Here is a 24866-nt window from a genome sequence, read left to right as displayed (position 1 = left end):
CGCTAGGGCGGCGGCCGGTCCCGGTTCCACGTCCGGGATTGCGGTGCCCCGCTCAGGAATTGCGGTAGGCCGACGGGCGGGTGCCGGTGTGCCGCAGGAAGGCGGCCGAAAGCGGGCCGGGGCCGGCGAAGCCGCAGCGCGCCGCGATCCGGTCGAGCGCGAGGTCCGTGGTGCGCAGCAGCCGCTTCGCCTCCTCGATCCGCAGCCGGGTGAGGAACCGGTGCGGCGTCTCGCCGGTGGTCTCCTTGAACACCCGCACGAGGTGGAAGACGGACAGGTGCACCTCGGCGGCGAGGTCGGCGAGGGTGACCGGCTCGGCGAGCCGCTCGCGCATGAGCGCCACGGCGGTGCGCACGCGAGCGTCTTCCCGGGCGGGCGTCCGCCCGGCGCGCCGCTGCCCGTGCCGGGTGAGCAGGTGCGTGGTCAGGAAAGCGGCGGCGGATTCGGCGTAGAGCTCGCCGGCCTCACCGGGGAATCCGAGCGTGCGGACGGCTTCTTCGAGCAGGGCGTCCCCGGTGGCCAGCGACGCGGCCACGGCGTCGAAGTCCACGGCGCCGCCCAGTTCGGCCGCGACGGTGTCGACGGTGTCGCGCGGGACGTGGATCTGGACGCTGCGCATCGACGCGCCCCCGCGGTAGCGGCGCAGCGCGGGCCGGTGCGGGATCCCCAGCTGGAGCCGCCCGGGAACCCAGGGCGCGCCGGCCGCCGTTTCCGCCCGGCCGGACACCGGGAGCACCAGGTGCAGGTCGGCGGTGCCGGGCAGGCGCACCTCCTCGGCGACGGGCACGTGCTCGAAGCGCTGGACCAGCAGCGACCGCCAGTTGAGGTGCTCCCAGCTGCAGAAGGTCCGCCGGACGTAGCGCTCCCAGGGGACACCGGCGTAGGGCTGGAGGTCGAACCGGGCGGAGTCGAACACCATGGCCCGAGGTTACCGGCGGACGCGGGTCGATTCGCGGACGACCAGTTCCGGGGTGAAGACCACCGCCTGGCGCTCCACCGTCGTATCCGCCGTCTCCGCCAGGAGGAGTTCCGCCGCGGTGCGGCCGAGGCGGCGGGCCGGCTGGCGGACCGACGTCAGCGGGACCGCGGCCGCGCCGGCGAACTCGATGTCGTCGTAGCCGACGATCGCCATCTCCTCCGGGACGCGGATGCCGGCGCCGACCATGGCCTGCAGCACGCCGAGGGCGAGCAGGTCGTTCGCGCAGAAGACCGCCGTCGGGCGGGGGCTCGTGCCCAGCAGGCGCGCGCCCGCGTCGCGGCCCGAACTGACGTCCAGGCCGATCGCCTCCAGCACGGTCAGCTCCGCCGTCGAACCCGCGAGAGCGGAGCGGACGCCCTGTTCGCGGTCGCGGCACTGGGTGAGGATCGCCGGGCCGTTGACGAACGCGATCCGGTGGTGCCCGGTCTCCAGCAGGTGCCGGGCCGCGAGCGCACCGCCCGCGATGTCGTCCACCGCCACCGAACTGGCCTCCGACGCCGGCGCCTTGCGGTCGACGAAGACGTAGGGCGTGCCGCTGCGCCGGAACGCGCGCAGGGCCTCACCGGACGTCGCGACCGGGCTCAGCAGCACCCCGCGCACCCGCTGCTCGGCGAACATCGCCAGGTACGACGCCTCGAGGTCGGAACGCTGGCCGCTGTTGCAGGTGATGATGTTGAGGCCCTCGGCGTGCGCGGCCTGCTCGGCCCCGCGGGCGACGTCGACGAAGAACGGGTTCCCGAGATCGAGCACGAGCAGCCCCATGATCCGGCTCCGCCCGGCGCGCAGCTGCCGGGCCGACTCGTCCCGGACGTAGCCGAGCTCTTCGATCACCGAAAGCACCCGGTTCCGGGTGGCCGTCGCGACCACGTGCGGCCGGTTGACCACATTGGACACCGTGCCGATCGAGACGCCCGCGCGCTTGGCGACGTCCTTGATGCCGACCACCGCACCCCCTCGCCGAGAAGGCGTGAGCCTACCACGATCTGAAACGTTTTAAAGGGTTGTGTCGGCCACCGCACCGTTGTCGTGGCCGTTGACCGAACTCGGCGGAGTCCCGGTGAAAGACAGCTGGCGGGCTTCGTCGGTGCCGGAGATGACCCGGTTGATCGAGACCTTGAGCCATTCGAGCGTGACGCGGACCTGATCGTCGATCTGCCAGCGATCCAGCGCGTCCGACGCGAGCAATTTGGTGATGAAGTCGAACACCTGACGGCGGTGGGTGTCCCGCTCTTTGACGAGTTCCTGGACCACCGGGCCGACCTGCTGGGGATTCTGGGCCAGCTGAAGCGCGAACTGGTCGATGTCGCCGCCCTTGATCAGCGTCTTGAACGCCTGCACTTCGGACGCGAGCCGCAGGTTGTGCTCGGCTTGTTTGTCCATCCGCAAACGCACGAGCACGGTGGTCCGCAACCCGTGCTCTTCTTCGAGCCAGGCGTGCTCGAACCGAGCGGCGGCCGCCTTTTCCGCGGACTCGACGTCGCCGACTCGGAGGGATCGCGTCTCCTGCCGGAGTCCCTCGAGCAACTGCGGCACGAGTACTCGGCGGATGTCTGTCAGGCCGCCTTTCACCACCAGTTCGGGAGCCACGACCCGCCATTGCACATCGACCGCCGCGCGGAAAACGAAAACGTCTTCCGCGCTCGGCAGGGTGATCGCCAGGGTCAGGCGGCGCAGCGACATGTCCACTTCGTACTGGCTCCGGAATCCGCCCCACAACAGTTGCGGGAGGGTGGGCTGCTTCCCGTCCCGCAACGTGGTCATGGTCCCGTTCTTGTGCACGAAGACCAAGGCGATCCAGGGCCGCGCGGGAGCTCGCCGGACCAGGAAGTCCAGGCGGCCGATCCGGTACTCGCCGACGAGCGGCTTGACGTTGGACGGCTCGACGGTGCGAACCTCCTCCTCCGGTGAAGTCTCCTGCTTCGCATCCTCTCGCCAGTTGGGTTCCGGAGTGTGAACCGGCGGTTGCTCGACCGGCTGTGGTGGTGTCGCGGCCGATTTCTTCTCGTCACTCATGCCGATGCGTACCTCTCTTTTCGGGCGCGTACCGCTTCGGTCAGTCGTGCCGCGACCTCGGGCCGCAGCGGATCGACCCAGTCCTCTCGCAGTTTTTCGATCAGGTGGTCGAGGCGGCGCTCGTCGCTATCGGTTTCAATCACGTAGGGGAGGAACCGGGCCAGGGTTTCCAGGCAGTCGCCGTCCCGCTCGGCCACGCGGATCCACTTGCCGAGCAACTTCTTGGCGGTGTTCCCGCCCGCCCGGGCGCGGAGGGACTGGCGAAGCAGATCGGCGATCGGCTCGGTGAGGTCCGGTTGCTGCCATTGCAGCGTCAGCAGCAGCGGCCACTTCTCCGCTGCCGCGGGCAGTTCGGGTCGCTCGCCGGTCACTGAAATCGCCAGATAGTCGAGTTCGAACCCGTAGAGATCGGTCAGGTGATCGATCGCGGACAGGGCGAGGCGGCGAAGACTGCTGCGATCGTTCCGGATCCACCGGCCGAGGCAGTCGAGAACCGGCCGGATTTCGCCGAACGCGAAGATCTTCGCCACGCTGAACCCGGCGACCTCGACGAGTACGCCGTCCGGGCCGGTGGTCGGCGGCCGTTCCGTCGGAGTTCCGAGGATGCGCAGTTCGTTCAACGATTCGGTGGCGTAACGCCTGCCGATGGTGAACCCGTGCGCGGACGCCGTGGTCCAGCGCGCCGAGTAGCTCCCGGAGCGGCACCAACGGCGTAGTCGCTCGCGGATCGCCGGCCGGAGGGCTTCCTCCTGGGCGGCCTGGTCGAGCGCGATGGCCGCGGATATCCGTCGCCGGGTCGAGCTCATCTTGCCGGGGGCGGCGAAGGCGCCGGGCTGGATCATCTTCCCGAAGCCGTAGATGAAGTCGAGTCCGCACAGGTACCCGGTGGCTTGCGCGGCCCGAACCCAGACGATGGGCCGGGTGTCCTTGCTCAGCTTGGTCAGCCACCAGGCGATGGCGTCCCGCATGCGGTGGTGGGTTTCCCAGACGTACTTGAGAACGGCGCTGGGGTACCGCTCGTCGTGGAAGAACAGCAGCGGCATGGGTACCAGTTCGTGGCCGAAGGTGGTGTGCCCGTCGACCACCTTGGCGCGCAGGGCCGGCAGCCGGTTCTCCTGGTCGTCCGAGAACAGCGAAGTACGCCTGGTACCGGTCGGCCCGGTCGCGGCGACGAGCCGCCGGGCCAGCCGGCCGGCCGCGTCCGCGACGATGTGGTACGGCGATTCGTTGAGGACCGCCAGCGCGATCCGGAAGGCGGCGAGGCGCAGTGCCTCGTCGCGCTCTTCGCCGGTCGGCATCGCCTGGAGCCCGGCGAACCATTCGGTGATCTGGAAGTACACCGCTTGGGCGGCTTCGCGCTCGACGTCGACCTGGGTGAGTTCGTCCCTCGCGTGCTGGGCCAGCAACGCGGCCATCCGCACGGATTCGAGGGGACGCGGGCAGGGGCCGAGTGCCTTGGCGACCCAGTCCGCGGTCAGCAGGTTCGACATCCGGTCTTCGAAGTCGTCCGCGTCCTCGGTGATGGCTTCGTGCGACGCGTGCTTCTCCAGGAGCGCCCCGGCGTCCGGAGCGGTGTAGTCGTGCGCGTACCCGCCGAAGACGTGGGAAGGCCGGGGATCGGTCTCGCTGACCAGGACGCAATAGGATTCGCTGCCCTTGAACAGCCCGTGCAGCTTCTCCAAGTGGGTTTCGGTGAGCGAGCTCGCGACGCGCCGGGGGACTTCGGCCACGTAACCGGCGTTGTTTTCGGACAGTCCGGCCTCGGTCAGTGACTTGACGGTTTCGCCGCTCTCCAAGCGGAAGACCCGCCCCTCGGCGAGGTGGTCCAGCAGGTGCAGTGCGGTGGTGACCCGGCCGGTGCCCGGGTGGCCGCGCAGGAGCAGGACCCGGTTGGCCCGCAGGGCGTCGAGCATTTCCTCGTAGCCGGACACCTCGAGGTAGCGATCCCGGATCCACACCAGGACTTCCTCGCGGACCGGGCCCGAAGTGCGGGAAACGGTGTGTCCGATGAAGATCTGGGTCCGGTCTCCGACCTGGAGCTCCTTGATGTCGGCCCGGCCGATCGACGCCGCCGGACCGTACTGGTTGATCTCGGGCGAGAGGAAGTGCTGCCCCTGCCGGAACGTCTTGGTGAAGCTGCGCTTCTCTTCGCCGAGGAGGTTGCCGTCGGTTTTCTCGCCGGTGTCAGGTGCTGCCGAGGAATCCGGTTTGGCGCCGCCCGCGGGGCCGGAGCTGTCCGCCGGTCCCGTCGGCGACGGCGTGCTCGACGCTTCGGTCATCGGTCGCTCCCGTGCTGGTGCACGTCGCCCATGATGAACGGGGCGGTGAACGTGCCGTGGCCGATGGCCGTGGAGTGGTCTCCGTAGGTCGTGGCGGTGGCGCTCGGCGAGCCGGCCCCGGTGGCCGGCTGGTCCTGCGGCGGTCCGGGATCCGGGGGTATCGAATGGCCCGGAACCCTGAACCAGCAACCCGTTCCGGCTTCGTGATGCCGGTAGGACGCGGGGAACACGAACCTCCCACCCCGGCTCACCACCGCCTCGTAGACCTCCTCGGACACGACGATGACGAGACGGCTCCGAGTCGAGGCGGTGAGCAGGCGGCCGGCCGCGTCCGAACCGGCGAGCCGGGTCGCCTCGGCGCAGGCCACCGCCGGGTCGGGAGCCCTGGCGATCCCCGCCGCCAACCGGATGCCGGGGAACTGGGCGTCGGTGTTCTTGCGCAGGTGCTCGATCCAGGTTCCGGTCAGCACGGTTCCGGAGAGGCCGGCGGGCACGGGGAAGGAAAGAACCTCACCGGATGCCTCCGCTCCTTCCGGGACAGACGCGCCGACGGCGTCGAACGACCGGCACACGGCCTGCTCGAAGAACCGGGGAGGAGGGACGGCTGTCCCGGCGAAGCTCAGGCTTACGGCGAAGGCGTCGAGCTGGGCACCGACCCGCTCACCGGCCACCCCTGGCACGTGCACCCAAGCCGTGGCGAAGAACTCCTTCGCCTGCTCGGCCACCTCGACCCGGGTGAAGTCCTTCACGGACAACGACGTGTGTCGCGGGCGGACGGAGCCCTCGAAGATCTCCTCGGAAACGGCGAGAACGAGATTCGCCTCGGAGAACACTTCGAGCAATTCGCGGACGACGCGGGCGTCACGCAGCCGGCAGACGTGCACCGGGGCGGCTCCGGCGTGGCCCAGGGCCGCCGGGATCGCCACACCTTGGTGAACCGCCACCCGCAGCCGAAGCCGGGCCTGTGGCTGGAGGTCGTGGTTGTACCGGCCGAGCCACTCGTCCAGCTCCCGGACGAAGGAACCGATCACCTTCGGCTCGGCGCTTCCGTCCGTGATCGGCGTGAACATCCCGTCGCCGGCGTCTTGCCGCTGCCACCGCGCCGGGTCGAGGTCGCTGCGCAGCGCCGACTCGCGCACGGCGGTTCCGAGCGCTCGCTGCAGGTCGCGCTGCTGCAGGTCGTCCCGGGTTCCGTACCGCCAGGCGTCCACCGCGAGCAGCAGCGTCCGGGAGAACTGTCCGTCGTCCGCCACGGTGACCTCCGGTGATCGATTTCGAGTTGTCCTAACTCTGAGCCACATCCGTCCCTTCGACCCCGTACTGATACGGGTTTCGGTCGGCGAGGTTGCTGAATCGGAGCAGGGCGCCCAGGTCCCCGACCACGATGCGTCGATATTCGCTCCGGAGGACGCCCAGCCGGTGGAGGCGCTGAGTCGTCTTCTCGAAGGTGCTCAGCGCGACACCGGTGAGCGATGCGATCTCGGCTTGGGTGAGGGACAGGTCGAGGACCCAGCCGTCGGCGGTGCGGCGGCCGTGGCGCTGGACGATGTCGGCCAGCACCCGGCCGACGCGTAGCGGAGCCGGGCACGTGAGGATCTCGGCGCGACGGCTGTTCGCCCAGTGGAGCCGGGTGCTCAGGGAGCTGGCCACCGCCCGCCACACGTCGGGATGGCGGTCGAGGAACTCGTTCAGCTGGGCTTTGCCGACGAGTTTCGCCCGGACGGAGGTGCAGGTCTGCACGTTGGCCGAGCGCTGCCGTCCCTCGAAGACGGACATTTCGCCGAGGATGTCGCCCGGCCCGCGCAACGCGAGCAAGATCGGGCGGCCGAACTCGGTGTCGACCATGACCTTGAGCGTGCCGGACAGCGGGATCACCACGTGATGGCTCTGCTCGCCTTGCCTGATCACGGTCTGCCGCGGGCCGTAGGCCACGGTGGTCCCGGAGCTCAGCAGGGCGTTCCTGGTGCGCGCCCCCAGGAGGCCGAGCACCGAGTCCGCGGGCCACTCTCGTCTTTGGTTCAGCGCAACTCCCGAGGTCCGAGTGCTCGTGTCGCGGCGCGTGCGTGGGCTGTTACGCCATGGAACCCGCCTTCGTCGCCGGCGAACCCGTCGTCTGATGGGGTGCGGGAATCCGGGGTTCGCGAAGCTGGTGGCCGGGAGAAGAACGGAGACGTGCATGAGCCTCAGGACGATGAAACGCGCCTCGGTACCGGGCGCCGCGGTGGCGCGTGAGCTGGACACCGCGTTGAGCACGGTGACGTCATTCCAAGGCGCGGTTCAGCACGCGGACGAAAAGGTGCGGACCGTGGTCGCGGTGCAGAGCACGATCACGGCTCTGGTCGCCGCCCAGTTGGCGTTCCTCCCGGCGGCCCAGCCGTCGCCCGGCCTGCGAGCCGTCGTCTTCGCGATCCTGGCGTTCTTCGTCTTGGGTTACGTCTATTCGGCGTACGAGCTGGTCCAGGCTCTGCGGCCGCGAACGGAACGCCTCGCCGTGCCCAACCGGTTCGCCTTTCCGACCGTGGCGGGTGCTTCCCTGACGAGGGTTCCCGTTTCGTTGCGTCAGCAGTGCACTGAAGCTCAGCAGCTCTCCAAGCTGCTCGCGGAGCTGGCCATGGTCAAACACCACCACGTCCGGCGTGCCCTGGCCGGCACCGGGGTGCTGTTCCTCTGCGGTCCGCTCCTGCTCCTGGTCACCGGGTTCGCCTAGGACTCATCCGTCCGCGACGGTCTCCAGCCGGGCGCGGTCGACGACGACGATCCGCCGGTAGCCGGTGCCGACGAGGCCGGCGTGCCGGAACCCGGCGAGTGCGCGGTGGACCGTCGGCTCGGCGGCGCCGACCAGCCCGGCCAGCTCGGGCTGGGTGAGGTCCACCCCGATCTCGACACCGGCCTGCTCGGCCGTGCCGTACGCCGTGGCCAGCTCGAGCAGCACCCGCGCGAGCCGGATCCGCACCTCGCGGCTCCCGAAGTCGACTCTCCGGCGGGTGGCCCAGCGGAGCTTGCCGCCCACACTGCTCCCGACCGCCAGCGCCACTTCCGGGTGGCCGCCGAGGAAGTGGCGGAATTCGGGCTGGGTGACGAGCCTGGCGCGGACCTGGCCAGCGCAAGTGACCGTCGCCACCCGGGGCTGTCCGTCCATGCTCGCGAGCTCGCCGATCAGTTCACCGGCGGCGCGGATCGCGAGCAGGGCCACGGTCCCTTCCGGCGTCGAGGCCGTCACCTTGACGAATCCGGTCACGATCACGAGGACGTGCGAAGTGCTTTCACCCTCGCGGAGCAGGACCTTGCCCGGGGAGTACTCGCGCGGGACACCCAATTCGAGCAGGCCGGTTCTCGATGCCTCCGGCAGATTTGCCAGGAAGCTGCTGTGGGGAAAGTTCCCGGTCAGGCTGCTCAAGGCTGTCCTTCCTCGCCGCCGAGCATGGTACGGACCGCCACCGGCGGACCCAAGTGCGGCGAGCTGGGTGGCCGGGTTTTGTCGCGTCGATGTCCAGCCGTTCGTCGGAGGACCACGTCGGCGCCGCGGGACTAGGGTGACCGGGTGCGGATCTTCACGATCGTCCTGTCGCTGGTGCTGACGTGGGTGCTCTCCGGGGCCGTCGCCTCGGCCTCGCCCGTCGTCGAAGGGGACACCGATGATCCGGTGACCGCCGCGCCCGCGGTGACCCGGCCGGACACCGCGCACTGCAGTGTCACCCTCGCCGATGCCTTCCGGTCCAATGCCGCCGATGGGACGCCGCAGTTCTACGAAGGCACGCTCGCGCCGCCCAAGGCTTGTCCGGGGCCGTGGGCGAAGGTCGTCATGGATCAGAGCGTCACCGTGAGCGGGCGGCAGTACGATCGGATCGGGGATCTGCGGATCGGGGGGACCGAGGTCTGGTGGGGCACGACCGAAGAGCCCAGTGGCGAGGGCCGCCGGGCGATCACCTATCACTTCGACAAGGACCTCACGCCCTATGCCGCCTTGTTGCGCTCGCCGCAGCCTTTCCGCGGGGGTATCGAGAACTACAACTCGCCCGTCTACACCGGTGTCTACGCCCAGACCGTGACGCTCACCTACTACCAGGCCGACCGCAGGCACCCCGCGCCCGATACCGCCGACCACGTCGCCGGGTTCGGGCACGCCGACGCGACGCCCGCCGCGCCCACCGTGCACTTCAGCGCGAAAGACCTGCCGCGCAACATCACCCGCGCCTACCTCGAGGTCACCCTCGAAGGGCACGCGTGCGACGAGCAGTGGTTCGACGACGTCCCCGACGACGTCTCCGCGAAGTACCCGGCCGCCGGGTTGTGCGGCAAGGGGCCTTACCGCGAAGCGAACTTCGCGATCGACGGGACCGCCGCCGGCAGCGCGTTCACCTTCCCGCACATCTACTCCGGCGGGATCGTGCCGCAGCTGTGGCGGCCGATCGTCGCGATCGACACCTTCAGCCTGCATGCCGAAACCTACGACGTGACACCGTTCTCGGGCCGGCTCGTGGACGGCGGTGCGCATGACTTCTCCTTCTCCTTCCCGGACATCGGCGGCGAGTTCACCGTCGTCCCGACGCTACTGCTCTACACCGACAAAAACGCGACGCGCACGTCCGGCGCCCTGGTCCAGGACGACGTCGCCGCCGCGCCCGTGCGGAAAACGACGGTGAAGGACATCGACGGCGGCGTGAACGTCACCGTCACCGCGAAGCGCCACGACGTGACCGCGGGCTACGTCGACACCTCCGCCGGCCGCGTGTACACGCGCGTCGAACGCACCCGCGACTACCGCAACAGCGACGACGTCACCGGCGGTGGCTTCACCCAGCACGTCGTCCAGGCCGATTCGGGGCAGCAGACATCGACGTCCACAGTGGACGGACGGGTGCGGTCCGCCGCGCGGCACACGTGGTCCTACCCGCTGACCACCGACGCCACCGCGAACGTCACCGACGACCAGAACCTGCGGATCTCCGGCGCGGCCGAAATGACCAAGGTCCTCGGCGACCTCACCGGCGACGGCCGGAGCTGGCGGCCGGTGCGCGCGTCGCGGGAGTGGCTGAGCTCCTCGGGCGTGCTGGCCCGCACGAACGGCGTCAACACCGAAGCCGACGGGCGCTCGCAGACGTCGTTCGCCGGCTCGGACGACCGGGGCCGCCCGTACTTCCACTACGCCGCGAGCGAGCACGGGCTGATCACCGTGGACCGGGAGGTACCGCCCCGGGGGTGAGTCCCGTCTCGCCGTCGCTCACCCGATCGGGCTAGTGCGGTACTGTCGGGTACATGGGGAGTCTGCGCTCACGGGTCCTGGGCTGGGTCGGCCGCCGGTACCTCGCCCGGCAGTCGAAAAAAGGCTTCGACCTCGAAAAGATGTCATCGCTCCTGCCCGATTCGGCGCTGCTGCCGCTCAAGCGCGACGGGCTCGACCCGGTCGCCGCGATGGCCGAGCGCCGCGCCGAGGCGCCGATCGGCAAGCTCGACCTGCCCTTCGGGATGAACGCCTGGCTGGTCACGGGTTACGACGAGGCGAAGGCCGTCCTCGGCAAGGCCACCGGGTTCTCCAGCGACTTCGGCAACCTCGTCGGCAACGCCGGGGTGACCGCGGACCAGAACCCCGGCGGCCTCGGCTTCGCGGACCCGCCGGTGCACACGCGGCTGCGCAAGCTGCTCACGCCCGAGTTCACCATGCGACGGCTCGGCCGGCTGGCCCCGCGGATCGACGAGATCGTCGCCGAGCAGCTCGACGCGATGGCCAAGACCGACGGCCCGGTCGACCTGTGGCAGGCGTTCGCGCTGCCGATCCCGTCGCTGACCATCTGCGAACTGCTCGGGGTGTCCTATGAGGACCGCGCCGAGTTCCAGCGGCTGAGCACCGCGCGCTTCGACCTCTTCGGCGGTGCGGGCGCGTCGCTCGGCGCGATGTCGGAGTCGCTGACCTACCTGCTCGACATCGTGAAGAAGCAGCGCGAGGAGCCCGGTGACGGCCTGCTCGGCATGCTGATCAAGGAACACGGCGACGAGATCGACGACCGCGAGCTGGCCGGTCTCGCCGACGGCGTCCTCACCGGCGGCCTGGAGACGACGGCGAGCATGCTGGCGCTCGGCGCCCTGGTGCTGCTGCGCGACGAGAAGGCGATGGAAGCCGTCCGCGGCGACGACGAGTCCGTCCACCGCTTCGTCGAGGAGCTGCTGCGCTACCTGACCGTGGTGCAGATGGCGTTCCCGCGCTTCGCCAAGCAGGACATGGACATCGCCGGCGTCCACATCGCCGAGGGCGACATCGTGCTGGTGTCGTTGTCGGCCGCGGACCGCGACCCGAAGCTGGGCGCGGGCATGGACGACTTCGACGCCACCCGCGAGCCGACGTCGCACCTGGCGTTCAGCTACGGCATCCACCGCTGCATCGGCGCGGAGCTGGCCCGCATGGAACTGCGCACGGCGTACCCGGCACTGATCAAGCGCTTCCCGAACCTGCGGCTCGCGGTGCCGGAGAAGGATCTTTCGTTCCGCCAGGTGTCCATTGTGTACGGACTGGACGAGCTGCCGGTCCTGGTCGACTGACCTCAGCGCACGCCGCGCGGCCGGAACTGGATGCTGATCCGCGGGCCGACCGCCCGGCTCGTTTTCGGGATCGCGTGTTCCCACGTGCGCTGGCACGAGCCGCCCATCACGATGAGGTCGCCGTGGCCGAGGGCGTAGCGGTGGGACTCGCCGCCGCCGCGGGGGCGCAGGGCCAGCTGGCGGGCCGTGCCGACCGAGATGATCGCCACCATCGTGTCCTCCGTGCTGCCGCGGCCGATCGTGTCGCCGTGCCAGGCGACGCTGTCGCGGCCGTCTCGGTAGTAGCAGAGGCCCGCCGTGCGGAACGGTTCGCCGAGTTCGCCGGCGTAGTGCTCGCTCAGCGCGGCGCGCGCCTCGGTCAGCACGGGGTGGGGGAGCGGCGCCGCTTCGCCGTAGAAGCACAGCAGCCGGGGGACGTCGACGAGCCGGTCGTACATCCGGCGCCGCTCGGCCTGCCACGGGACGCCGGTGACGAGGTCGGTGAACACCTCGTCGGCGCCGTCGAGCCAGCCCGGCTGGACGTCGATCCACGCGCCGGAGCCGAGTTCGGTCCGGCGCGGTGCCAGCGGGTGCAGCGTGACGGGGCCGGATTCGCCGAACAACGAAGCCTGCAGTGCCGGGGTCGTCATGGGTCCGACCGTACACCACGTTCGAACAGATGTTCTACGTGAAACACCGGCCGGACCCGCGGCGGTCAGCGCGCGAACTCGTAGACGAGCTTCTGGATCCCGTTGCCGTACGACGCGCTGTCGATCAGCTTCAGGCTCTGCTTGTCCTTGTCGGTCTCGCTGAACAGCCGCTTGCCCGCCCCGAGCAGCACCGGGAACACCAGCAGGTGGAGCCGGTCGAGCAGGCCCGCGTCGGCGAGCGAGCGGTTCAGGGTGGCGCTGCCGTTGACGATGATCGGCCCGCCCTCGGTCTCCTTGAGCGCGGCGACGTCGTCCAGCGACCGCAGGATCGTCGTCTCGCCCCAGTTGTCCACCAGGTCGGAGTCCTGGAGGGTGGTCGACACGACGTACTTCGGCATCGCGTTGTAGCCGGCGAACTCGACGGTCATGCCCGGCCAGACCGGCGCGAACGCTTCGTAGCTGACGCGGCCCAGCAGCAGCGCGGTGGCCTCTTCCTGCTCGGTGCCCTTCATCTCGTAGGCGGCCGGGTCGAACTCGACGTCCTTGAAGGTCCAGCCCGCGTTGCGGTAGCCGGCCTCGCCGCCCGGGGCTTCGACGACGCCGTCGAGCGAGACGAACGACGTGGAGATCAGGGTGCGCATGGGTGCTCCTCGGGGATGATCGGTGGTGCCTTCACGAGTCTGTCGAACGAGGTCCGGCGGATTCGACACCGCCGGGAAAACTCTTGTCCGTGACGGCTCCGGCTCGTACAGTCACAGCATCGCCGCCTCGAGTGACCCAGGAGGTCGACGGTGCGCAGAATTCACGGTGCGGGCGTGCTCATGGCGGTCGCGGCAGGACTCGCGATCCTCACGCCCACGGCGGACGCCCAGGTCGGGACCGGTCCGTGGACCCCGGACTCGCCGGGCTACACCGAGCAGGAGCGGGGCTGCGGGCAGCTCTCCGGCCTCACCTTCCAGCTGACGTGCTCGACCGGCAGCGGTGACCAGCGCGCGGAACGCCGCTACACCACCTACACCGGCGGCACCCACCAGTTCGAGGGCTCGTTCAAGATCACCGGCATGAGCGGCACGCGGATCAGTCTCAAGCAGACGTTCCGCGACGGCTCGAACGCCGGGCCGTACTTCCTGCTGGCGGTCGAGAAGGGCGGCCGGATGTACGCGGTGGAGGGTGGGGCGACGCTGGGCAGCGGCGCGACCGTCGGCACGTCGGTGCGGGTGAACACGATCAACCAGGTCGGCAGCTCGCACAAGGTGTACCTCAACGGCTCGCTGAAGCAGACGATCGCCAGCGCGAGCGGCAGCTACTACGACAAGTTCGGCAGCTACCGCACGTCCAGCGGCGCGGGGCCGATCACCGTGCAGTGGAGCGGCGTGAAGTTCTGGCACAAGTAGGAGAGGTGCAGCCCGGCCTGTCGTTGGTCGTTCGCCGCGTCTCGCTGTGTTGCGTCCGCAACGGTCATCGGGAGCGGATTCGGCGCTGGCCGGCGCTCGGACGCACCGGCGGCGCTCCCGGGTCACGCCGGGGGTGCCGCCCACGCGGCGAGGTCGTCCCACGCGGACAGCCGCAGGCCGCTGGTGAAGCGGTGGGGTGTCCCGGTGACCGGGTCGTCGAACGCGAGCACCTTCGCCAGCAGCTGCAACGGTTTCGTGAAGTCGCCGAGGGGCTTTTCCCGCAGTTCCGGGTAGAAGTCGTCGCCGAGGATGGGGATGCCGAGGCTGCTGAGGTGGACGCGCAGCTGGTGGGTGCGGCCGGTCGAGGGCCGGAGCCGGTAGCGGCCCAGACCGTCGCGGTGCTCGGCCAGTTCGACGTACGTCTCCGCGTTCGGCTCGCCCGGCTCCTCGCGCGCGGCGAGCACCCCGCGCTCCTTGACGATCCGGCTCCGGACCGTCCGCGGCAGCTCCAGGGTGGCGTCGTACGGGGCGATCGCCTCGTACTCCTTGTGCACGCGGCGGTCGCGGAACAGCGTCTGGTACTTGCCGCGCAGCTCCGGCGTGATCACGAACATCACCAGGCCGGCGGTGACCCGGTCGAGCCGGTGCGCGGGCGAGAGCTGCGGGAGGTCCAGCTCGCGCCGCAAGCGCACGAGCGCCGTCTCCAGGATGTGCTGGCCGCGCGGGATGGTCGCCAGGAAGTGCGGCTTGTCGACGACCAGCAGGTGCTCGTCGCGGTGCACGACACGGATCTCGAACGGGACCGGCACCTCGTCCGGCAGGTCGCGGTGGAACCAGATGAACGAGCCGGGCTCGAACGGCGTGTCGACGCCGAGCGGGCCGTCGAGGCCGTGGATGCGCTCTTCGCGCAGCATTTCCTCGATGCGGTCCGGTGCCACCCTCGGCAGCCGGTCGACGAGGTGCGCCAGCAGGGTCGGCCACCCGCCCTCGTCAGGGAGCTTCAGCCGGGCGGGGTCCAGCCCGTGGCGCGGCGGGATCGGGGGCCGGAGCTTGCGTCTCATGGTCCCCGGACTCTAACTAACCCTCCGAGGGGGTCCGGTAGCGCGCGAGGTAGCGGGCGGTCGCTTCGGCGTTCTTCGCCTCGGCGGCTTCGGCGCGCAGGCGGCGTCCGGTGTCGTGCGGGAAGCCCTGCCGGCCGAGCCGGTGCTCGACGCTCTCCTCCATGTACGCGCAGGAGTAGAAGTACGCGACGAGCGCGGCCATGAGAACCAGTGAGAGCCGCAGCCAGATCGAGCCGGGCAGCAGCAGCCACACCGCGCACAGCGGCAGGATGCCGACCGACCGCTGCAGGACGTACCGCGCCCGCCAGTGCTTCGACGTCGCGTCGTGCAGGGCCCAGTCGTTGAGGCGCGCGGGAAGCCGGACGCCCACGGCGTAGCCGAACCAGCGGAGCACACTCGGTCGTTCCATGAGTTCCATAGTACACTAATGCTTAGTGTACTAATCATTAGCGCGACCGGCGACACAGTAGGATCGGGGACATGATCGACCTGGGTGAGGACCCGCTGAAGCTGGACCGGCAGGTGTGTTTCGCGCTGTCGGTGGCTTCGCGCAGCGTGATCGCGATCTACCGGCCGCTGCTCGAGCCGTACGGCCTGACCCACCCGCAGTACCTGGTGATGCTCGCGCTGTGGGAACGCTCGCCGCGCTCGGTGAAGGACCTCGGCGCGTCGCTGCGCCACGAGCCCGCGACGCTGTCCCCGCTGCTGAAACGGCTGGAGGCACTGGGGTACGTGACACGGGCGCGGAGCCGGGCGGACGAGCGGCAGCTGACCGTCGAGCTGACGGAGCAGGGGCGCGCGTTGCGGGCGGAGGCGGAGAAGATCCCGTACAAGGTCGTCGAGACCCTCGGGATGGACCTGCCGGAGCTGGAGGCGCTGCACGCCGCGCTGAGCCGGGTGATCAGCGCGACCGCCTGAGGAATTCCCGGCCGCCCGGCGCGTTGCCCCTGGGAGAGCCTTCCGGGAGGAACCGTGCTGAAGATCAGGCTGGGCGTCGCACCGGCGGCGGGAACGGGACCCGGCGAGTTCGCCGGGCTGGCGCGGCGGCTGGAGGACGCCGGCGTCGACTCGCTCTGGCTGTCGGAACTCGTCTACTCACCCGAAGTCGACCCCCTCATCGGCATGACGCACGCGCTCGCGACGACCGCGAAGCTCAAGGTCGGCACCGGTGTGGCGATCCTGCCGGGCCGGCACCCGGTGCTCGTCGCGAAGCAGCTGCTCACCCTGGCCGGCCTGGCGCCCAAGCGGGTGCTGCCGGTCTTCGGGCTGCGCCCGGCCCGCGCCGCCGAGCACGACCTCTTCCCGGTGCCCGCCGGGCGCCGGGCCGCCGTCTTCGACGAGTCGCTGACCCTGCTGCGGCGGCTGCTCGAAGAGGACGAAGTCTCCTTCGACGGCGAGTTCTTCCACGTCGACGGCGTCCACCTCGGGCCGCGCCCGGCCAAGCGGCTCGACGTCTGGCTCGGGGGAGCGGCGCCGGCCGCCCTGCGCCGCACGGGACGGCTCGCCGACGGGTGGCTCGGCAGCTTCCACACGCCGGCCCAGGCGCGCGACGCCCGCATCGCGATCCAGGAAGCCGCGGCGGAGGCGGGCCGGGAGATCGAAGCGGACCACTTCGGGCTCAGCCTGGCCGTGGCCGACAAGGGGCTGCCGGACGAGCTGATCGCCGCGGCGGCCAAGCGGCGTCCCGGCGTGCCGGTCACCGACCTGGTGGCGACGAGCTGGCCCGAAGCACGCCGGCTGGTGGAGCAGCACATCGAGGCCGGGCTGTCGAAGTTCGTCATCCGGCCCGGCCACGGCGACTTCGACGAGTTCCTGGCGAACTTCCAGGCGGAGCTCATGCCGCTGCAGAACTGATGTACCTACTGGTAGGTACACTGAGTTCCGTGGACACGAGGGAACGTCTCATCGAAAGCACCCGCACGCTGCTGTGGGAGCGCGGTTACGTCGGGACCAGCCCGAAGACCATCCAGCGGCTCGCCGGCGCCGGCCAGGGCAGCATGTACCACCACTTCGCCGGCAAGGAGGAGCTGGCGCGCGCGGCCATCGACCGCACGGCCGAGGAGATGCGCGCCGCCGCCGAAGCGCAGCTGTCCGGGCCGGGCGCGCCGCTCGAGCGCATCGCGGCGTACCTCCGCCGTGAGCGCGACGTCTTGAAGGGCTGCCCGGTCGGCCGCCTGACGCAGGACCCGGACGTGATGGCCGCGCCCGCCCTCCGGGAGCCGGTCGAAGAGACCTTCTCCTGGCTGCGCACCCGGCTCGCCGAGGTGGTGGCCGAGGACGACGGCGGCCTCGACCCGGCGGCGACCGCGGCGGCCGTCGTGGCGACCCTGCAAGGCGGTTACGTCCTTGCCAGGGCCGCCGACAGCACCGAGCCGTTCGAGCAGGCGATCGAGGGGATCCTCACGCTGCTCGGGCGCGCCTAGAACTCCAGCTGCTCGGTCTTGCGCGGCATCAGCAGCAGCGCCACCACCGACAGCACCGCCACCGCCAGCAGGCCCACGAACACGTAGTGGGTCGCGTCGCTCAGCGCGCCCCGGACGAACCTCGCCACCGGGGAGTCGTCGGTGTGCCCGCCCAGCACCAGGCTCGTCGCGTCCACCGACGGCGGCAGCTTGCCCGCCACCTCCGCCGGCGGGTTCGCGAACCGCGAAGCCAGTGTCGCGTTGGCGATCGCGCCGAACACCGCCGCGCCGACCGCGCTGCCCAACGACCGGCTGAACAGGTTCGTCGCCGTCACCACGCCGCGGCGGTCCCAGCCGACCACCGATTGGATCGCCACCAGGGTCGGGCTCGCCGCCAGGCCGAGGCCGATGCCGAGGACGAACGCCGCGGTCGCCGCCGCCCAGATCGACGACGTCGCGCCGAGCATCGCCACCAGCACGCCGCCCGCGATGATGAACACGCTGCCGATCAGCGCCGTGTCGCGGAAGCCGATGCGCAGGTAGATCTTGCCGGCCAGGGAAGCCGAGATCGGCCAGCCGACCGTCAGCGCCGCCACCGCGAACCCGGCCACCAGCGCGCCCGCGCCCAGCACGCCCTGCGCGTACGTCGGCAGGTACGACGTCAGGCCCATCAGGACCGCGCCGACCACGACCGCGACCAGGTTGCCGCCGACCAGGGTCCGCCGGGTGAACACCCACAGCGGCAGCACCGGCTCGGCCGCGTGCTTCTCCACCAGCACGAACGCGACCAGCAGCGCCGCGCCCGCGGCGAAGATCCCCACGCTCGGCAGCGAACCCCACGCCCACGCGACGCCGCCTTCGAGCAGGGCCAGGATCACCAGCGAGCAGCCGACGGTGAGCAGCGCGGCGCCGGTGTAGTCGACCTTGTGCGGCTTGCGCTCCACCCGCTCGGCGAAGTTGCGGTGCAGCATCAGCGCGGCGATCGCGCCCAGCGGCAGGTTGACGAAGAAGATCCACCGCCAGTCCAGGTATTCGGCGAACACGCCGCCCAGCGTCGGGCCGACGACCGACGCGACGCCCCAGACGCTGGCGACGTAGCCCTGCACCCTGGCGCGTTCCTCCACCGTGTAGAGGTCGCCGATGATCGTCATCGACATCGGCTGGATCGCGCCCGCGCCGATGCCCTGCACCGCGCGGGCGGCGATCAGCACCGGCATGCTCCACGCGGCGCCGCACAGCACCGAGCCGACGAGGAACGCCGCGATCCCGAAGAACATCACCGGGCGCCGGCCGAGGACGTCGGCGAACTTGCCGTAGAGCGGCACCGTGACGGCCTGGGTGAGCAGGTAGATCGAGAACAGCCACGGGAACTGCGAAAACCCGCCGAGGTCGCGCACCACCGAGGGCACCGCGGTCGCGATGATCGTGCTGTCCAGCGCGACCAGCGCGGTGCTGAGCATGACGGCGACCAGCACCGGGCCGCGTTCGGACCGGAAGCCGACCCCCTTCACGCTGGTGGCGGCGGGTGTCGTCATCGGCGGGCTGCTCCTCGGGACGGTCATGACCGGGGTCAACTGCTTTGCAGTCCTAAGCATTCCATCGACGGGGCGGCGCACCCAGTGAATTTCCGTCTTCGGCCTCTTCGCGGAAGATGGGAGGGATGAACGACTGGATCCGGCCGATCGGCCGGGGCTGGGTGGTCCGCGACGAGGTCCCCGGCCCCGACGTCGACGAGTTCGCCGAGCCCGACCGGGTGGCCTACGCGCTGGCCAAGCCCGGCGCGGGGGACACGCTGCTGGCCGTGCAGCACCCCGCGCGCACGCCCGCGGCGCTGGCGCGCGGCCTCGACCTGGCCGCCGCCGTGCCGATCGCCCGCGCGGCGCTCGAACGGCTCCGCAAGCGGGCCTACCGGCCGGTGCGGGACGTCGTCGCGCCCTACCGGATCGAAGGGCCGGACGGCGTCGCGCTGGGCCTGCTCTGCCTGGTCGACCCGGCCGCGGTGACCGACGACGGTACCGCCCGGGTCCGGCACACCGAGGACGTCTACCCCGACGTCGTCGCCGAGCGGGCCGCCGTGCTCGCCGGGCTGGGCTGCGCGACCAGTGCGGCGCTGCTCGTCCCGGCCGCCGGCGGCGAGCTGCTGACCGAAGAGGTGACGCGCGCGTGCGGCGCGCTCGGCCTGCCCGATCTGTCCACTTCGGACGCGGCCGGGCGGCGGCACGACCTGTGGGTGGTGCCCGCCGGGCCGCTGCAGCGCCGCCTGCTCGGCGCGGCCGGTGCCGCCGAACTGCTGGTCGCCGACGGCAACCACCGCGTGGCCGCGGCCGCGGCGGCCGGGCACGGCGGGCTGCTCGCCCTGGTCACCGCGGGTCCGTCGCTGCGGATCGGCGCGATCCACCGGGTGCTCACCGGCACCGGCTTCGGCCCGGAGGACCTGGTGTCGCGCTGGTCCGCGGCGGGCCTGGACGTCCGCTACGACGAGCACGCGGTCCCGGTCACCGGCGAGGCCGTCGTACGCGCGGGCGACGCGGTGCTGAGGGTCCCGCTGCCGCGGACGGGCTTCGCCGGGCCCGGACCGGTGATCGACCACGAGATCGTCGAGCGGATCCTCTTCGCCGACGCGCTCGGGATCGACCCCGACGGCCCGTGCACGCACCCGCTCCCGGACGGCCGCCCGGTGCCGCCGGACGCCGACGCGGTGGTCCTGCTGGCACCGGTGAGCCACGCCGACGTCCTCGCGGTGCACGCGGCGGGCCGCCGGATGCCGCGCAAGGCCACCTACTTCACGCCGAAGCCGCGCAGCGGGCTCCTGCTCGCGGAGCTCTAGCGGGCGTCCCACCAGTCCAGGACGCGGGTCGCGAAGAACGTCAGCCACTTCGACGGCTGCCCGGCCGGGACGTCCACCGGGAACCACACGCGGCCGGCGTCGGTGCGCTGCTGGAGCCATGTGCCGTCCGCTTCCCGGGCCGCGCGGATCAGCTCGATCGCCTCCGCCAGCCGCTCGTCCGGGCGCCCCGCGTCGCGGAAGTACGAAGCGGCGTTGAGGACGTCGTAGTGCCAGCGCATCGGATAGCCGAATTCGCGCACCCACGGCGCGAGCGGCGCACCCGTCGACCGCCGCCGGAACAGTCCGCGTTCCAGGAGGTACTCCTCGCCGAGGCGGCGGGCTTCGCGGGTTTCCGCGGTGCCGCCGGTCGCGGTTTCGTGCGCCAGCAGGCCTTTGAGCGAGTTGAGTGTCGAGTGGACGGACGAGCGCGTCGACCCCTCGACCCACTCGCAGTTCCAGCCGCCGTCCGGCAACCGGTGTCCGGCGAACCAGTCGGCGATGCCGGCGACGTCCGCGCCCAGCCACACGCCGTTGGCCAGCGTCCAGGCGTTGATGCAGCAGTCGACTTCGCCGTCCCAATACGGCAGGTCGTCGTACTCCCAGCGGCTGTTCGCGGCCAGCAGCTCGGCCGTGCCGCTCAGGACCGCGGCGTCGAGACCCCATTCGCGCAGGGCGTTCAGCGACCACGTCGTCGCGGTCCACGGTTGCGGTTCGTCGCCGCGGAAGCCGGCCGGGAAGAACGCGCCGCCCGCCCACTGGCCGTCCGGGTCCTGCGCCGCCAGCAGGCGCGCGCCGAACCCTTCCGTCGCGACGCGGGCGCGCGTTGCTTCCCAGATCTCGGGTGGGGTGCCCGCGAGGTCGCGCTCGACCTGCCAGCGCAGCGCCGGGTCCGAGTCGAGCAGCCACGCGAGCACGTCCATCAGGCTCCCGTGACGCCGTCGACGGCTTCCCGGATGAAGTCCGCGTGGCCGTTGTGGCGGGCGTACTCGTGGATCATGTGCAGCATCACCAGCCGCAGCGAGACGTCCTCGCCCCAGCGGGCCTGGTACCCGGTGACGTCGAGCGACTCGGCCGCCGCTTCGATCTTGCGGGAGTGCTCCACTTCGGTCTGCCACGCTTCGAAGGCTTCCTCGCGCGTCGAGGAGCTCGCGTCGTAGGCGGCCTGGAAGTCGCCTTCGGCCGACCACCGCAGCGGGATGTCTTCGGCGTTGATCACGCGCCGGAACCAGGTGCGCTCCACTTCGGCCATGTGCCGGACCAGGCCGAGCAGCGACAGCGTCGACGGTGGGCTGGCGGCGCGGCGGAGGTCCTCGTCGGACAGTCCGTCGCACTTCATCGCGAGGGTGGCGCGGTGGAAGTCGAGGAAGGTGCGCAGCATTTCGCGCTCGCCCCCGGTCAGGGGCGGTTCTGGGCGTTCGGTGGTCACGAGTCAGTGTGTATCACGCTCAACTGTGTTGTTTTCAAGAAGTGTCGTACCTGTGTTTTAAGCTCGCGCGGTGGACTTGCCCGTGATGCCGCCGGTGCGGCCGATGCTCGCGAAAGCCGTGCACGAGGTGCCTCGTGACCCGGGGCTGCTGTTCGAGCCCAAGTGGGACGGTTTCCGCTGCGTCGTGTTCCGCGACGGCGACGAGATCGAGCTGGGTTCGCGCAACGACCGCCCGCTGACCCGCTACTTCCCCGAGCTGGTCGAGCTGCTGGCCGCCGCGCTGCCGCCCCGCTGCGTCGTGGACGGCGAGATCGTGCTGGTCACGCCGGCGGGGCTGGACTTCGAGGCGCTGCAGCTGCGGCTGCACCCGGCGGCCTCGCGCGTGCGCAAGCTCGCCGAGGAGACGCCGGCCAGCTTCGTCGCGTTCGACCTGCTCGCCCTCGGCGACACCGACCTCACCGGCGAGCCGTTCCGCGAGCGGCGCGCGCGGCTGGAGAGCATCCTGCGCACCGACGCCGAAGGGCTGCAGCGCGTCCACCTGACCCCGCTGAGCGACGACCCGGCGCAGGCCGAGGACTGGTTCACCCGGTTCGAGGGCGCGGGCTTCGACGGCGTCATGGCCAAGCCCGCGGACCTGCCGTACGAGCAGGACAAGCGGGTGATGCTGAAGGTCAAGCACGAGCGCACGGCCGACTGCGTCGTGACCGGGTTCCGCTGGCACAAGGACGGCGCCGGCGTCGGTTCGCTGCTGCTGGGGCTGTTCGACGGCGAGGGCGTGCTGCACCACGTCGGCGTGGCCAGCAGCTTCACCAAGGCGCGGCGGGCCGAGCTGGTCGACGAGCTGGCGCCGCTGCGGGAGAACGCGCTCGAGAACCACCCGTGGCGGTCCTGGGCCGAGTACGAACCCGAGCCCGGCCGGCAACCGGGCGCGATGAGCCGCTGGGCGCCGCAGAAGGACCTCTCCTGGGAGCCGCTGCGGCCCGAATGGGTGGCGGAGGTCCGCTACGAGCACCTGCAGGGCGGCCGGTTCCGCCACGGCGGGCGGCTGGTCCGGTTCCGGCCCGACCGCACGCCGGAGTCGTGCACGTACGCCCAGCTCGACGAGGCGCCGCCCGCCGAGCTCGCCAAGCTGTTCGGGGAGGCGCGATGAGCGAGGCGGTGCTGCTGGACGTCGACGGCGTCGAGGTCAAGATCAGCAGCCCGGGCAAGGTCTACTTCCCGGAGCGCGGCGAGACGAAGCTCGACCTCGTCGAGTACTACCGCGCGATCTCCGGCCCGCTGCTGGCCCGGCTCGGCGGGCGCCCGCTGCTGCTGGAGCGCTACCCGGACGGTGCCGGTGGCAAGAACTGGTTCCAGAAACGCGTGCCGAAGGGCGCGCCGCCGTGGCTGAGCACCACCGTCGTCTCGACGCCGAACGGCACGACGAGCGACGCGCTGGTGGCGAAGGACCTCGCGCACATCCTGTGGGCGGTGAACCTCGGCTGCCTCGGCTTCCACGTGTGGCCGTACCTGGCGGACACGCCGGAGGTCGCCGACGAGCTGCGCGTCGACCTGGATCCGTCGCCCGGCATCGGTTTCGACGACCTGCGCGAGGCCGCCGTGCTGACCCGGGAGTTCCTGGCCGAGCACGGCATCGAAGGCCACCTGAAGACGTCCGGTTCGCGGGGCCTGCACCTGTACGTGCTGCTCGAACCGCGCTGGGACAGCTTCCAGGTGCGGGCCGCGGCGGTCGCGCTGGCGCGGGCGCTCGAACGCCGTCACCCGGAGAAGATCACCGCGCAGTGGTGGAAGGAGGAACGCGGCTCGCGCGTGTTCGTCGACTTCAACCAGAACGCGCCGCACAAGACCGTGTTCGGCACCTGGTGCGTGCGCCCGCGGGTGGGCGGCCAGGTGTCCACGCCGATCGGCTGGGACGAACTGGACACCGTGGAGCCGGACGAGCTCACGCTGAGCACGGTGCCCGCGCGCGTGGCCGAGCGCGGCGACCCGTGGGCCGGCGCGGGGGAGCGGCCGCAGTCGATCGAGCCGCTGCTGGCGATGTCCGAAGCGGACCTGGCGAACGGGCTGATGGACGCGCCGTGGCCGCCGGTCTACCCGAAGATGCCCAACGAGCCGCCGCGGGTGGCGCCGAGCCGGGCGAAGAAGGCGTGAAGATGGCGACCGTCGCGGAGTGCCCGGCCGACGACGGGCTGCTGCTCGCCTTGATGACGGCGATGACGGCCGAGCTGATCGTGGTCCACGACCTGCCCCCGGACGTCCGGCCCCACCCGCTGGACCCGGCAAGCCGCTACCTCCTGGCCCACGACGGCCCCCGCGCGATCGGCTGCTGCGCGGTCGAACCGATCGAGCCGGGCGTGTCCGAGCTGAAGCGCCTGTTCGTCGCCCCGGACGCCCGCGGCACCGACGTCCCGGGCGCCCTGGTGGCGGAGTCCGAGCGCCTCGCCCGCGGCCAGGGCGCACGCCGCCTCCGCCTGGAAACGGCCCGCCACCAGCCGGCGGCGATCCGCTTGTACGAGCGCGCGGGGTACCGCCGGGTGCCGAACTTCCCGCCGCACGAAAGCGATCCCGAGTCGATCTGCTACGAGAAGGCCCTCGGCTAGATGTTTTGTCCGGGGAAGTTGCGATCGGTGCGACACGTGATCGGATGATCTTCGTGCGAGGGAAGGTCTCCGGGGTCGGTGTGGATTGCGACGTCTACACCGGCAACCAGGGCGAAGCAGCAATGACCGACCGTTCCTCGCAGCCCAGGACCAGCCCCAACCGGACACCCCCGGACCGAGCGACGAATCATCAAGGTTCGGCTCGCGCGTCGGTGGGGCCCGGCCCGCATCGCCTCCGTGCTCGGCCTGAATCCCTCGACCGTGCACCGTGTCCTCATCCGCTACCGGCTGAGCGGTTCAACCGGACGCTGTTCGAGGAATGGGCTTACAGCCGGCCTTACCGCACCGAAACCGAACGTCGAGCAGCACTACCGGGCTGGTTGCACACCTACCACCAGCACCGAGGACACCCAACCCGCCGGCCGCGTCCCCCACCTCACGGGGCAGCACAGCTAGACCTCGAGGTCCAGCGACAGCTGGCCGCGGTCCTCGCCCTCGGTCGCCGATGCTCCCGACAGCGTTGCGACACAGCCCGGGCAGGGCGTCACCTCCGCTGTCGTCAAGTCGACCGGTTTCCAGCTCCGGGATTCGCGCTCGCCGCACGCCGAACGGCGGTAGCGGAGGTCGCCGGAGCGGGTCATCAGGTGGGCCAGGGGGACGTCTTCGGGCAGCACGCCGACCCGGTACCAGCGGGGTGCGCTCACCGCGGTGGTCGTCATGGG

Annotated in this window: 26 protein-coding genes and 1 pseudogene; 12 read left to right on the top strand and 15 right to left on the bottom strand. The window is 71.0% G+C overall.

Annotation, left to right across the window (positions count from 1 at the left end; translation table 11 throughout):
* Positions 1-52: 52 nt before the first annotated feature.
* The 6 genes from ACLJQM_RS26230 to ACLJQM_RS26205 are packed head-to-tail and all read right to left on the bottom strand — an operon-like array spanning position 53 to position 7203.
* Positions 53-919 carry a helix-turn-helix domain-containing protein gene (locus ACLJQM_RS26230; protein WP_410633121.1) on the bottom strand — a complete coding sequence of 289 codons (867 nt, stop codon included), beginning with the start codon at positions 917-919 and terminating at the stop codon, positions 53-55.
* Between the two features lie 9 nt (positions 920-928).
* Entirely contained in the window at positions 929-1924 is a 996-nt protein-coding gene (locus ACLJQM_RS26225; RefSeq protein ID WP_360775835.1) for a LacI family DNA-binding transcriptional regulator, read from the bottom strand.
* A 48-nt stretch (positions 1925-1972) separates the two neighbouring features.
* Positions 1973-2992: a hypothetical protein gene (locus tag ACLJQM_RS26220; RefSeq protein WP_410633120.1), complete on the bottom strand. Its 1020-nt coding sequence runs from the start codon at positions 2990-2992 to the stop codon at positions 1973-1975.
* Positions 2989-5271: a hypothetical protein gene (locus ACLJQM_RS26215; RefSeq protein ID WP_410633119.1), complete on the bottom strand. Its 2283-nt coding sequence runs from the start codon at positions 5269-5271 to the stop codon at positions 2989-2991. The genes ACLJQM_RS26220 and ACLJQM_RS26215 overlap by 4 nt, the downstream gene beginning before the upstream one ends.
* Positions 5268-6524 (bottom strand): hypothetical protein, encoded by a 1257-nt coding sequence (locus tag ACLJQM_RS26210; protein ID WP_410633118.1) that lies wholly within the window; start codon positions 6522-6524, stop codon positions 5268-5270. The genes ACLJQM_RS26215 and ACLJQM_RS26210 overlap by 4 nt, the downstream gene beginning before the upstream one ends.
* A 31-nt stretch (positions 6525-6555) precedes the next feature.
* The gene (locus ACLJQM_RS26205; protein ID WP_410633117.1) at positions 6556-7203 is read right to left on the bottom strand and encodes a Crp/Fnr family transcriptional regulator; all 648 of its coding nucleotides are present in this window, start codon (positions 7201-7203) and stop codon (positions 6556-6558) included.
* A gap of 244 nt (positions 7204-7447) precedes the next feature.
* Here ACLJQM_RS26205 and ACLJQM_RS26200 point away from each other — a divergent pair, with 244 nt between their 5' ends.
* Positions 7448-7978 carry a hypothetical protein gene (locus tag ACLJQM_RS26200; protein ID WP_360775821.1) on the top strand — a complete coding sequence of 177 codons (531 nt, stop codon included), beginning with the start codon at positions 7448-7450 and terminating at the stop codon, positions 7976-7978.
* Positions 7979-7981: 3 nt separating this feature from the next.
* Here the strand turns inward: ACLJQM_RS26200 and ACLJQM_RS26195 are convergent, their stop codons facing one another.
* The gene (locus ACLJQM_RS26195) at positions 7982-8668 is read right to left on the bottom strand and encodes a Crp/Fnr family transcriptional regulator (protein WP_410633116.1); all 687 of its coding nucleotides are present in this window, start codon (positions 8666-8668) and stop codon (positions 7982-7984) included.
* A 144-nt stretch (positions 8669-8812) separates the two neighbouring features.
* Here ACLJQM_RS26195 and ACLJQM_RS26190 point away from each other — a divergent pair, with 144 nt between their 5' ends.
* On the top strand, positions 8813-10474 hold the full coding sequence (locus ACLJQM_RS26190; protein ID WP_410633115.1) for a peptide-N4-asparagine amidase: 1662 nt from the start codon (positions 8813-8815) through the stop codon (positions 10472-10474).
* 53 nt (positions 10475-10527) lie between these two features.
* Positions 10528-11805: a cytochrome P450 gene (locus tag ACLJQM_RS26185; RefSeq protein ID WP_247024197.1), complete on the top strand. Its 1278-nt coding sequence runs from the start codon at positions 10528-10530 to the stop codon at positions 11803-11805.
* A 2-nt stretch (positions 11806-11807) separates the two neighbouring features.
* Here the strand turns inward: ACLJQM_RS26185 and ACLJQM_RS26180 are convergent, their stop codons facing one another.
* Together ACLJQM_RS26180 and ACLJQM_RS26175 are read right to left on the bottom strand one after the other, a co-directional pair.
* The gene (locus ACLJQM_RS26180) at positions 11808-12434 is read right to left on the bottom strand and encodes an alpha-ketoglutarate-dependent dioxygenase AlkB (RefSeq protein WP_410633114.1); all 627 of its coding nucleotides are present in this window, start codon (positions 12432-12434) and stop codon (positions 11808-11810) included.
* Between the two features lie 65 nt (positions 12435-12499).
* On the bottom strand, positions 12500-13075 hold the full coding sequence (locus tag ACLJQM_RS26175) for a dihydrofolate reductase family protein (protein ID WP_410633113.1): 576 nt from the start codon (positions 13073-13075) through the stop codon (positions 12500-12502).
* Positions 13076-13255: 180 nt separating this feature from the next.
* On the opposite strand from ACLJQM_RS26175, the gene ACLJQM_RS26170 reads away from it, so the two are divergent.
* Complete coding sequence (locus tag ACLJQM_RS26170; RefSeq protein ID WP_410633257.1) at positions 13256-13828, top strand: hypothetical protein; 573 nt, start codon at positions 13256-13258, stop codon at positions 13826-13828.
* A gap of 122 nt (positions 13829-13950) precedes the next feature.
* Here the strand turns inward: ACLJQM_RS26170 and ACLJQM_RS26165 are convergent, their stop codons facing one another.
* Both ACLJQM_RS26165 and ACLJQM_RS26160 read right to left on the bottom strand, forming a co-directional pair.
* A complete protein-coding gene (locus ACLJQM_RS26165) occupies positions 13951-14889 on the bottom strand; it encodes an RluA family pseudouridine synthase (RefSeq protein ID WP_410633112.1) in 939 nt (312 codons plus the stop codon).
* 16 nt (positions 14890-14905) lie between these two features.
* The gene (locus ACLJQM_RS26160; protein WP_410633256.1) at positions 14906-15283 is read right to left on the bottom strand and encodes a DUF5313 domain-containing protein; all 378 of its coding nucleotides are present in this window, start codon (positions 15281-15283) and stop codon (positions 14906-14908) included.
* An 86-nt stretch (positions 15284-15369) separates the two neighbouring features.
* Between ACLJQM_RS26160 and ACLJQM_RS26155 the strand changes: the two genes are divergently transcribed.
* From ACLJQM_RS26155 to ACLJQM_RS26145, 3 genes are read left to right on the top strand one after another with little or no spacing between them, the layout of a single operon-like run.
* Positions 15370-15807: a MarR family winged helix-turn-helix transcriptional regulator gene (locus ACLJQM_RS26155; RefSeq protein WP_247024192.1), complete on the top strand. Its 438-nt coding sequence runs from the start codon at positions 15370-15372 to the stop codon at positions 15805-15807.
* 54 nt (positions 15808-15861) lie between these two features.
* On the top strand, positions 15862-16743 hold the full coding sequence (locus tag ACLJQM_RS26150; protein WP_247024188.1) for a TIGR03854 family LLM class F420-dependent oxidoreductase: 882 nt from the start codon (positions 15862-15864) through the stop codon (positions 16741-16743).
* A gap of 29 nt (positions 16744-16772) precedes the next feature.
* Positions 16773-17312, top strand: coding sequence for a TetR/AcrR family transcriptional regulator (locus ACLJQM_RS26145; RefSeq protein WP_410633111.1), 540 nt, complete (start codon positions 16773-16775; stop codon positions 17310-17312).
* Here the strand turns inward: ACLJQM_RS26145 and ACLJQM_RS26140 are convergent.
* Positions 17309-18826 (bottom strand): MDR family MFS transporter, encoded by a 1518-nt coding sequence (locus ACLJQM_RS26140; protein WP_410633110.1) that lies wholly within the window; start codon positions 18824-18826, stop codon positions 17309-17311. The two genes, ACLJQM_RS26145 and ACLJQM_RS26140, sit on opposite strands and share 4 nt — an antisense overlap.
* Positions 18827-18951: 125 nt before the next feature.
* On the opposite strand from ACLJQM_RS26140, the gene ACLJQM_RS26135 reads away from it, so the two are divergent.
* Positions 18952-20118 (top strand): DUF1015 family protein, encoded by a 1167-nt coding sequence (locus tag ACLJQM_RS26135; protein WP_410633109.1) that lies wholly within the window; start codon positions 18952-18954, stop codon positions 20116-20118.
* Here ACLJQM_RS26135 and ACLJQM_RS26130 read toward each other — a convergent pair.
* Together ACLJQM_RS26130 and ACLJQM_RS26125 are read right to left on the bottom strand one after the other, a co-directional pair.
* Complete coding sequence (locus ACLJQM_RS26130; protein WP_410633108.1) at positions 20115-21038, bottom strand: squalene cyclase; 924 nt, start codon at positions 21036-21038, stop codon at positions 20115-20117. The genes ACLJQM_RS26135 and ACLJQM_RS26130 overlap by 4 nt on opposite strands.
* Complete coding sequence (locus ACLJQM_RS26125; RefSeq protein ID WP_410633107.1) at positions 21038-21544, bottom strand: DinB family protein; 507 nt, start codon at positions 21542-21544, stop codon at positions 21038-21040. Before ACLJQM_RS26125 ends, ACLJQM_RS26130 begins: the two co-directional genes overlap by 1 nt.
* 70 nt (positions 21545-21614) lie before the next feature.
* On the opposite strand from ACLJQM_RS26125, the gene ACLJQM_RS26120 reads away from it, so the two are divergent.
* The 4 genes and pseudogenes from ACLJQM_RS26120 to ACLJQM_RS26105 all read left to right on the top strand — a co-directional run.
* A complete protein-coding gene (locus tag ACLJQM_RS26120) occupies positions 21615-22694 on the top strand; it encodes an ATP-dependent DNA ligase (RefSeq protein WP_247024182.1) in 1080 nt (359 codons plus the stop codon).
* Positions 22691-23695 carry a non-homologous end-joining DNA ligase gene (gene ligD / locus ACLJQM_RS26115; RefSeq protein ID WP_410633106.1) on the top strand — a complete coding sequence of 335 codons (1005 nt, stop codon included), beginning with the start codon at positions 22691-22693 and terminating at the stop codon, positions 23693-23695. The genes ACLJQM_RS26120 and ligD overlap by 4 nt, the downstream gene beginning before the upstream one ends.
* Before the next feature lie 2 nt (positions 23696-23697).
* Positions 23698-24144, top strand: a complete 447-nt coding sequence (locus tag ACLJQM_RS26110; RefSeq protein WP_410633105.1) for a GNAT family N-acetyltransferase — start codon at positions 23698-23700, stop codon at positions 24142-24144.
* A gap of 110 nt (positions 24145-24254) precedes the next feature.
* A pseudogene (locus tag ACLJQM_RS26105) lies at positions 24255-24438 on the top strand (helix-turn-helix domain-containing protein); the annotation flags it as partial.
* Positions 24439-24596: 158 nt separating this feature from the next.
* Here ACLJQM_RS26105 and ACLJQM_RS26100 read toward each other — a convergent pair.
* Positions 24597-24863, bottom strand: coding sequence for a hypothetical protein (locus tag ACLJQM_RS26100; protein WP_360775773.1), 267 nt, complete (start codon positions 24861-24863; stop codon positions 24597-24599).
* Between the last annotated feature and the right edge of the window lie 3 nt (positions 24864-24866).

This window comes from Amycolatopsis sp. cmx-4-83 (genome assembly GCF_046548815.1).
Lineage (GTDB): Bacteria > Actinomycetota > Actinomycetes > Mycobacteriales > Pseudonocardiaceae > Amycolatopsis > Amycolatopsis pretoriensis_A.
Note: the sequence above shows the minus strand (reverse complement) of the source record. Positions and strands in the feature narration are given on the sequence as shown.

What these genes read in the sequence shown, in the direction of transcription:
- ACLJQM_RS26230 (WP_410633121.1), bottom strand. Translation starts at nt 919, where the DNA reads ATGGTGTTCGACTCCGCCCGGTTCGACCTCCAGCCCTACGCCGGTGTC.
- ACLJQM_RS26220 (WP_410633120.1), bottom strand. Translation starts at nt 2,992, where the DNA reads ATGAGTGACGAGAAGAAATCGGCCGCGACACCACCACAGCCGGTCGAG.
- ACLJQM_RS26215 (WP_410633119.1), bottom strand. Translation starts at nt 5,271, where the DNA reads ATGACCGAAGCGTCGAGCACGCCGTCGCCGACGGGACCGGCGGACAGC.
- ACLJQM_RS26200 (WP_360775821.1), top strand. Translation starts at nt 7,448, where the DNA reads ATGAGCCTCAGGACGATGAAACGCGCCTCGGTACCGGGCGCCGCGGTG.
- ACLJQM_RS26185 (WP_247024197.1), top strand. Translation starts at nt 10,528, where the DNA reads ATGGGGAGTCTGCGCTCACGGGTCCTGGGCTGGGTCGGCCGCCGGTAC.
- ACLJQM_RS26180 (WP_410633114.1), bottom strand. Translation starts at nt 12,434, where the DNA reads ATGACGACCCCGGCACTGCAGGCTTCGTTGTTCGGCGAATCCGGCCCC.
- ACLJQM_RS26175 (WP_410633113.1), bottom strand. Translation starts at nt 13,075, where the DNA reads ATGCGCACCCTGATCTCCACGTCGTTCGTCTCGCTCGACGGCGTCGTC.
- ACLJQM_RS26170 (WP_410633257.1), top strand. Translation starts at nt 13,256, where the DNA reads ATGGCGGTCGCGGCAGGACTCGCGATCCTCACGCCCACGGCGGACGCC.
- ACLJQM_RS26165 (WP_410633112.1), bottom strand. Translation starts at nt 14,889, where the DNA reads ATGAGACGCAAGCTCCGGCCCCCGATCCCGCCGCGCCACGGGCTGGAC.
- ACLJQM_RS26155 (WP_247024192.1), top strand. Translation starts at nt 15,370, where the DNA reads ATGATCGACCTGGGTGAGGACCCGCTGAAGCTGGACCGGCAGGTGTGT.
- ACLJQM_RS26140 (WP_410633110.1), bottom strand. Translation starts at nt 18,826, where the DNA reads ATGACGACACCCGCCGCCACCAGCGTGAAGGGGGTCGGCTTCCGGTCC.
- ACLJQM_RS26135 (WP_410633109.1), top strand. Translation starts at nt 18,952, where the DNA reads ATGAACGACTGGATCCGGCCGATCGGCCGGGGCTGGGTGGTCCGCGAC.
- ACLJQM_RS26130 (WP_410633108.1), bottom strand. Translation starts at nt 21,038, where the DNA reads ATGGACGTGCTCGCGTGGCTGCTCGACTCGGACCCGGCGCTGCGCTGG.
- ligD (WP_410633106.1), top strand. Translation starts at nt 22,691, where the DNA reads ATGAGCGAGGCGGTGCTGCTGGACGTCGACGGCGTCGAGGTCAAGATC.
- ACLJQM_RS26110 (WP_410633105.1), top strand. Translation starts at nt 23,698, where the DNA reads ATGGCGACCGTCGCGGAGTGCCCGGCCGACGACGGGCTGCTGCTCGCC.
- ACLJQM_RS26100 (WP_360775773.1), bottom strand. Translation starts at nt 24,863, where the DNA reads ATGACGACCACCGCGGTGAGCGCACCCCGCTGGTACCGGGTCGGCGTG.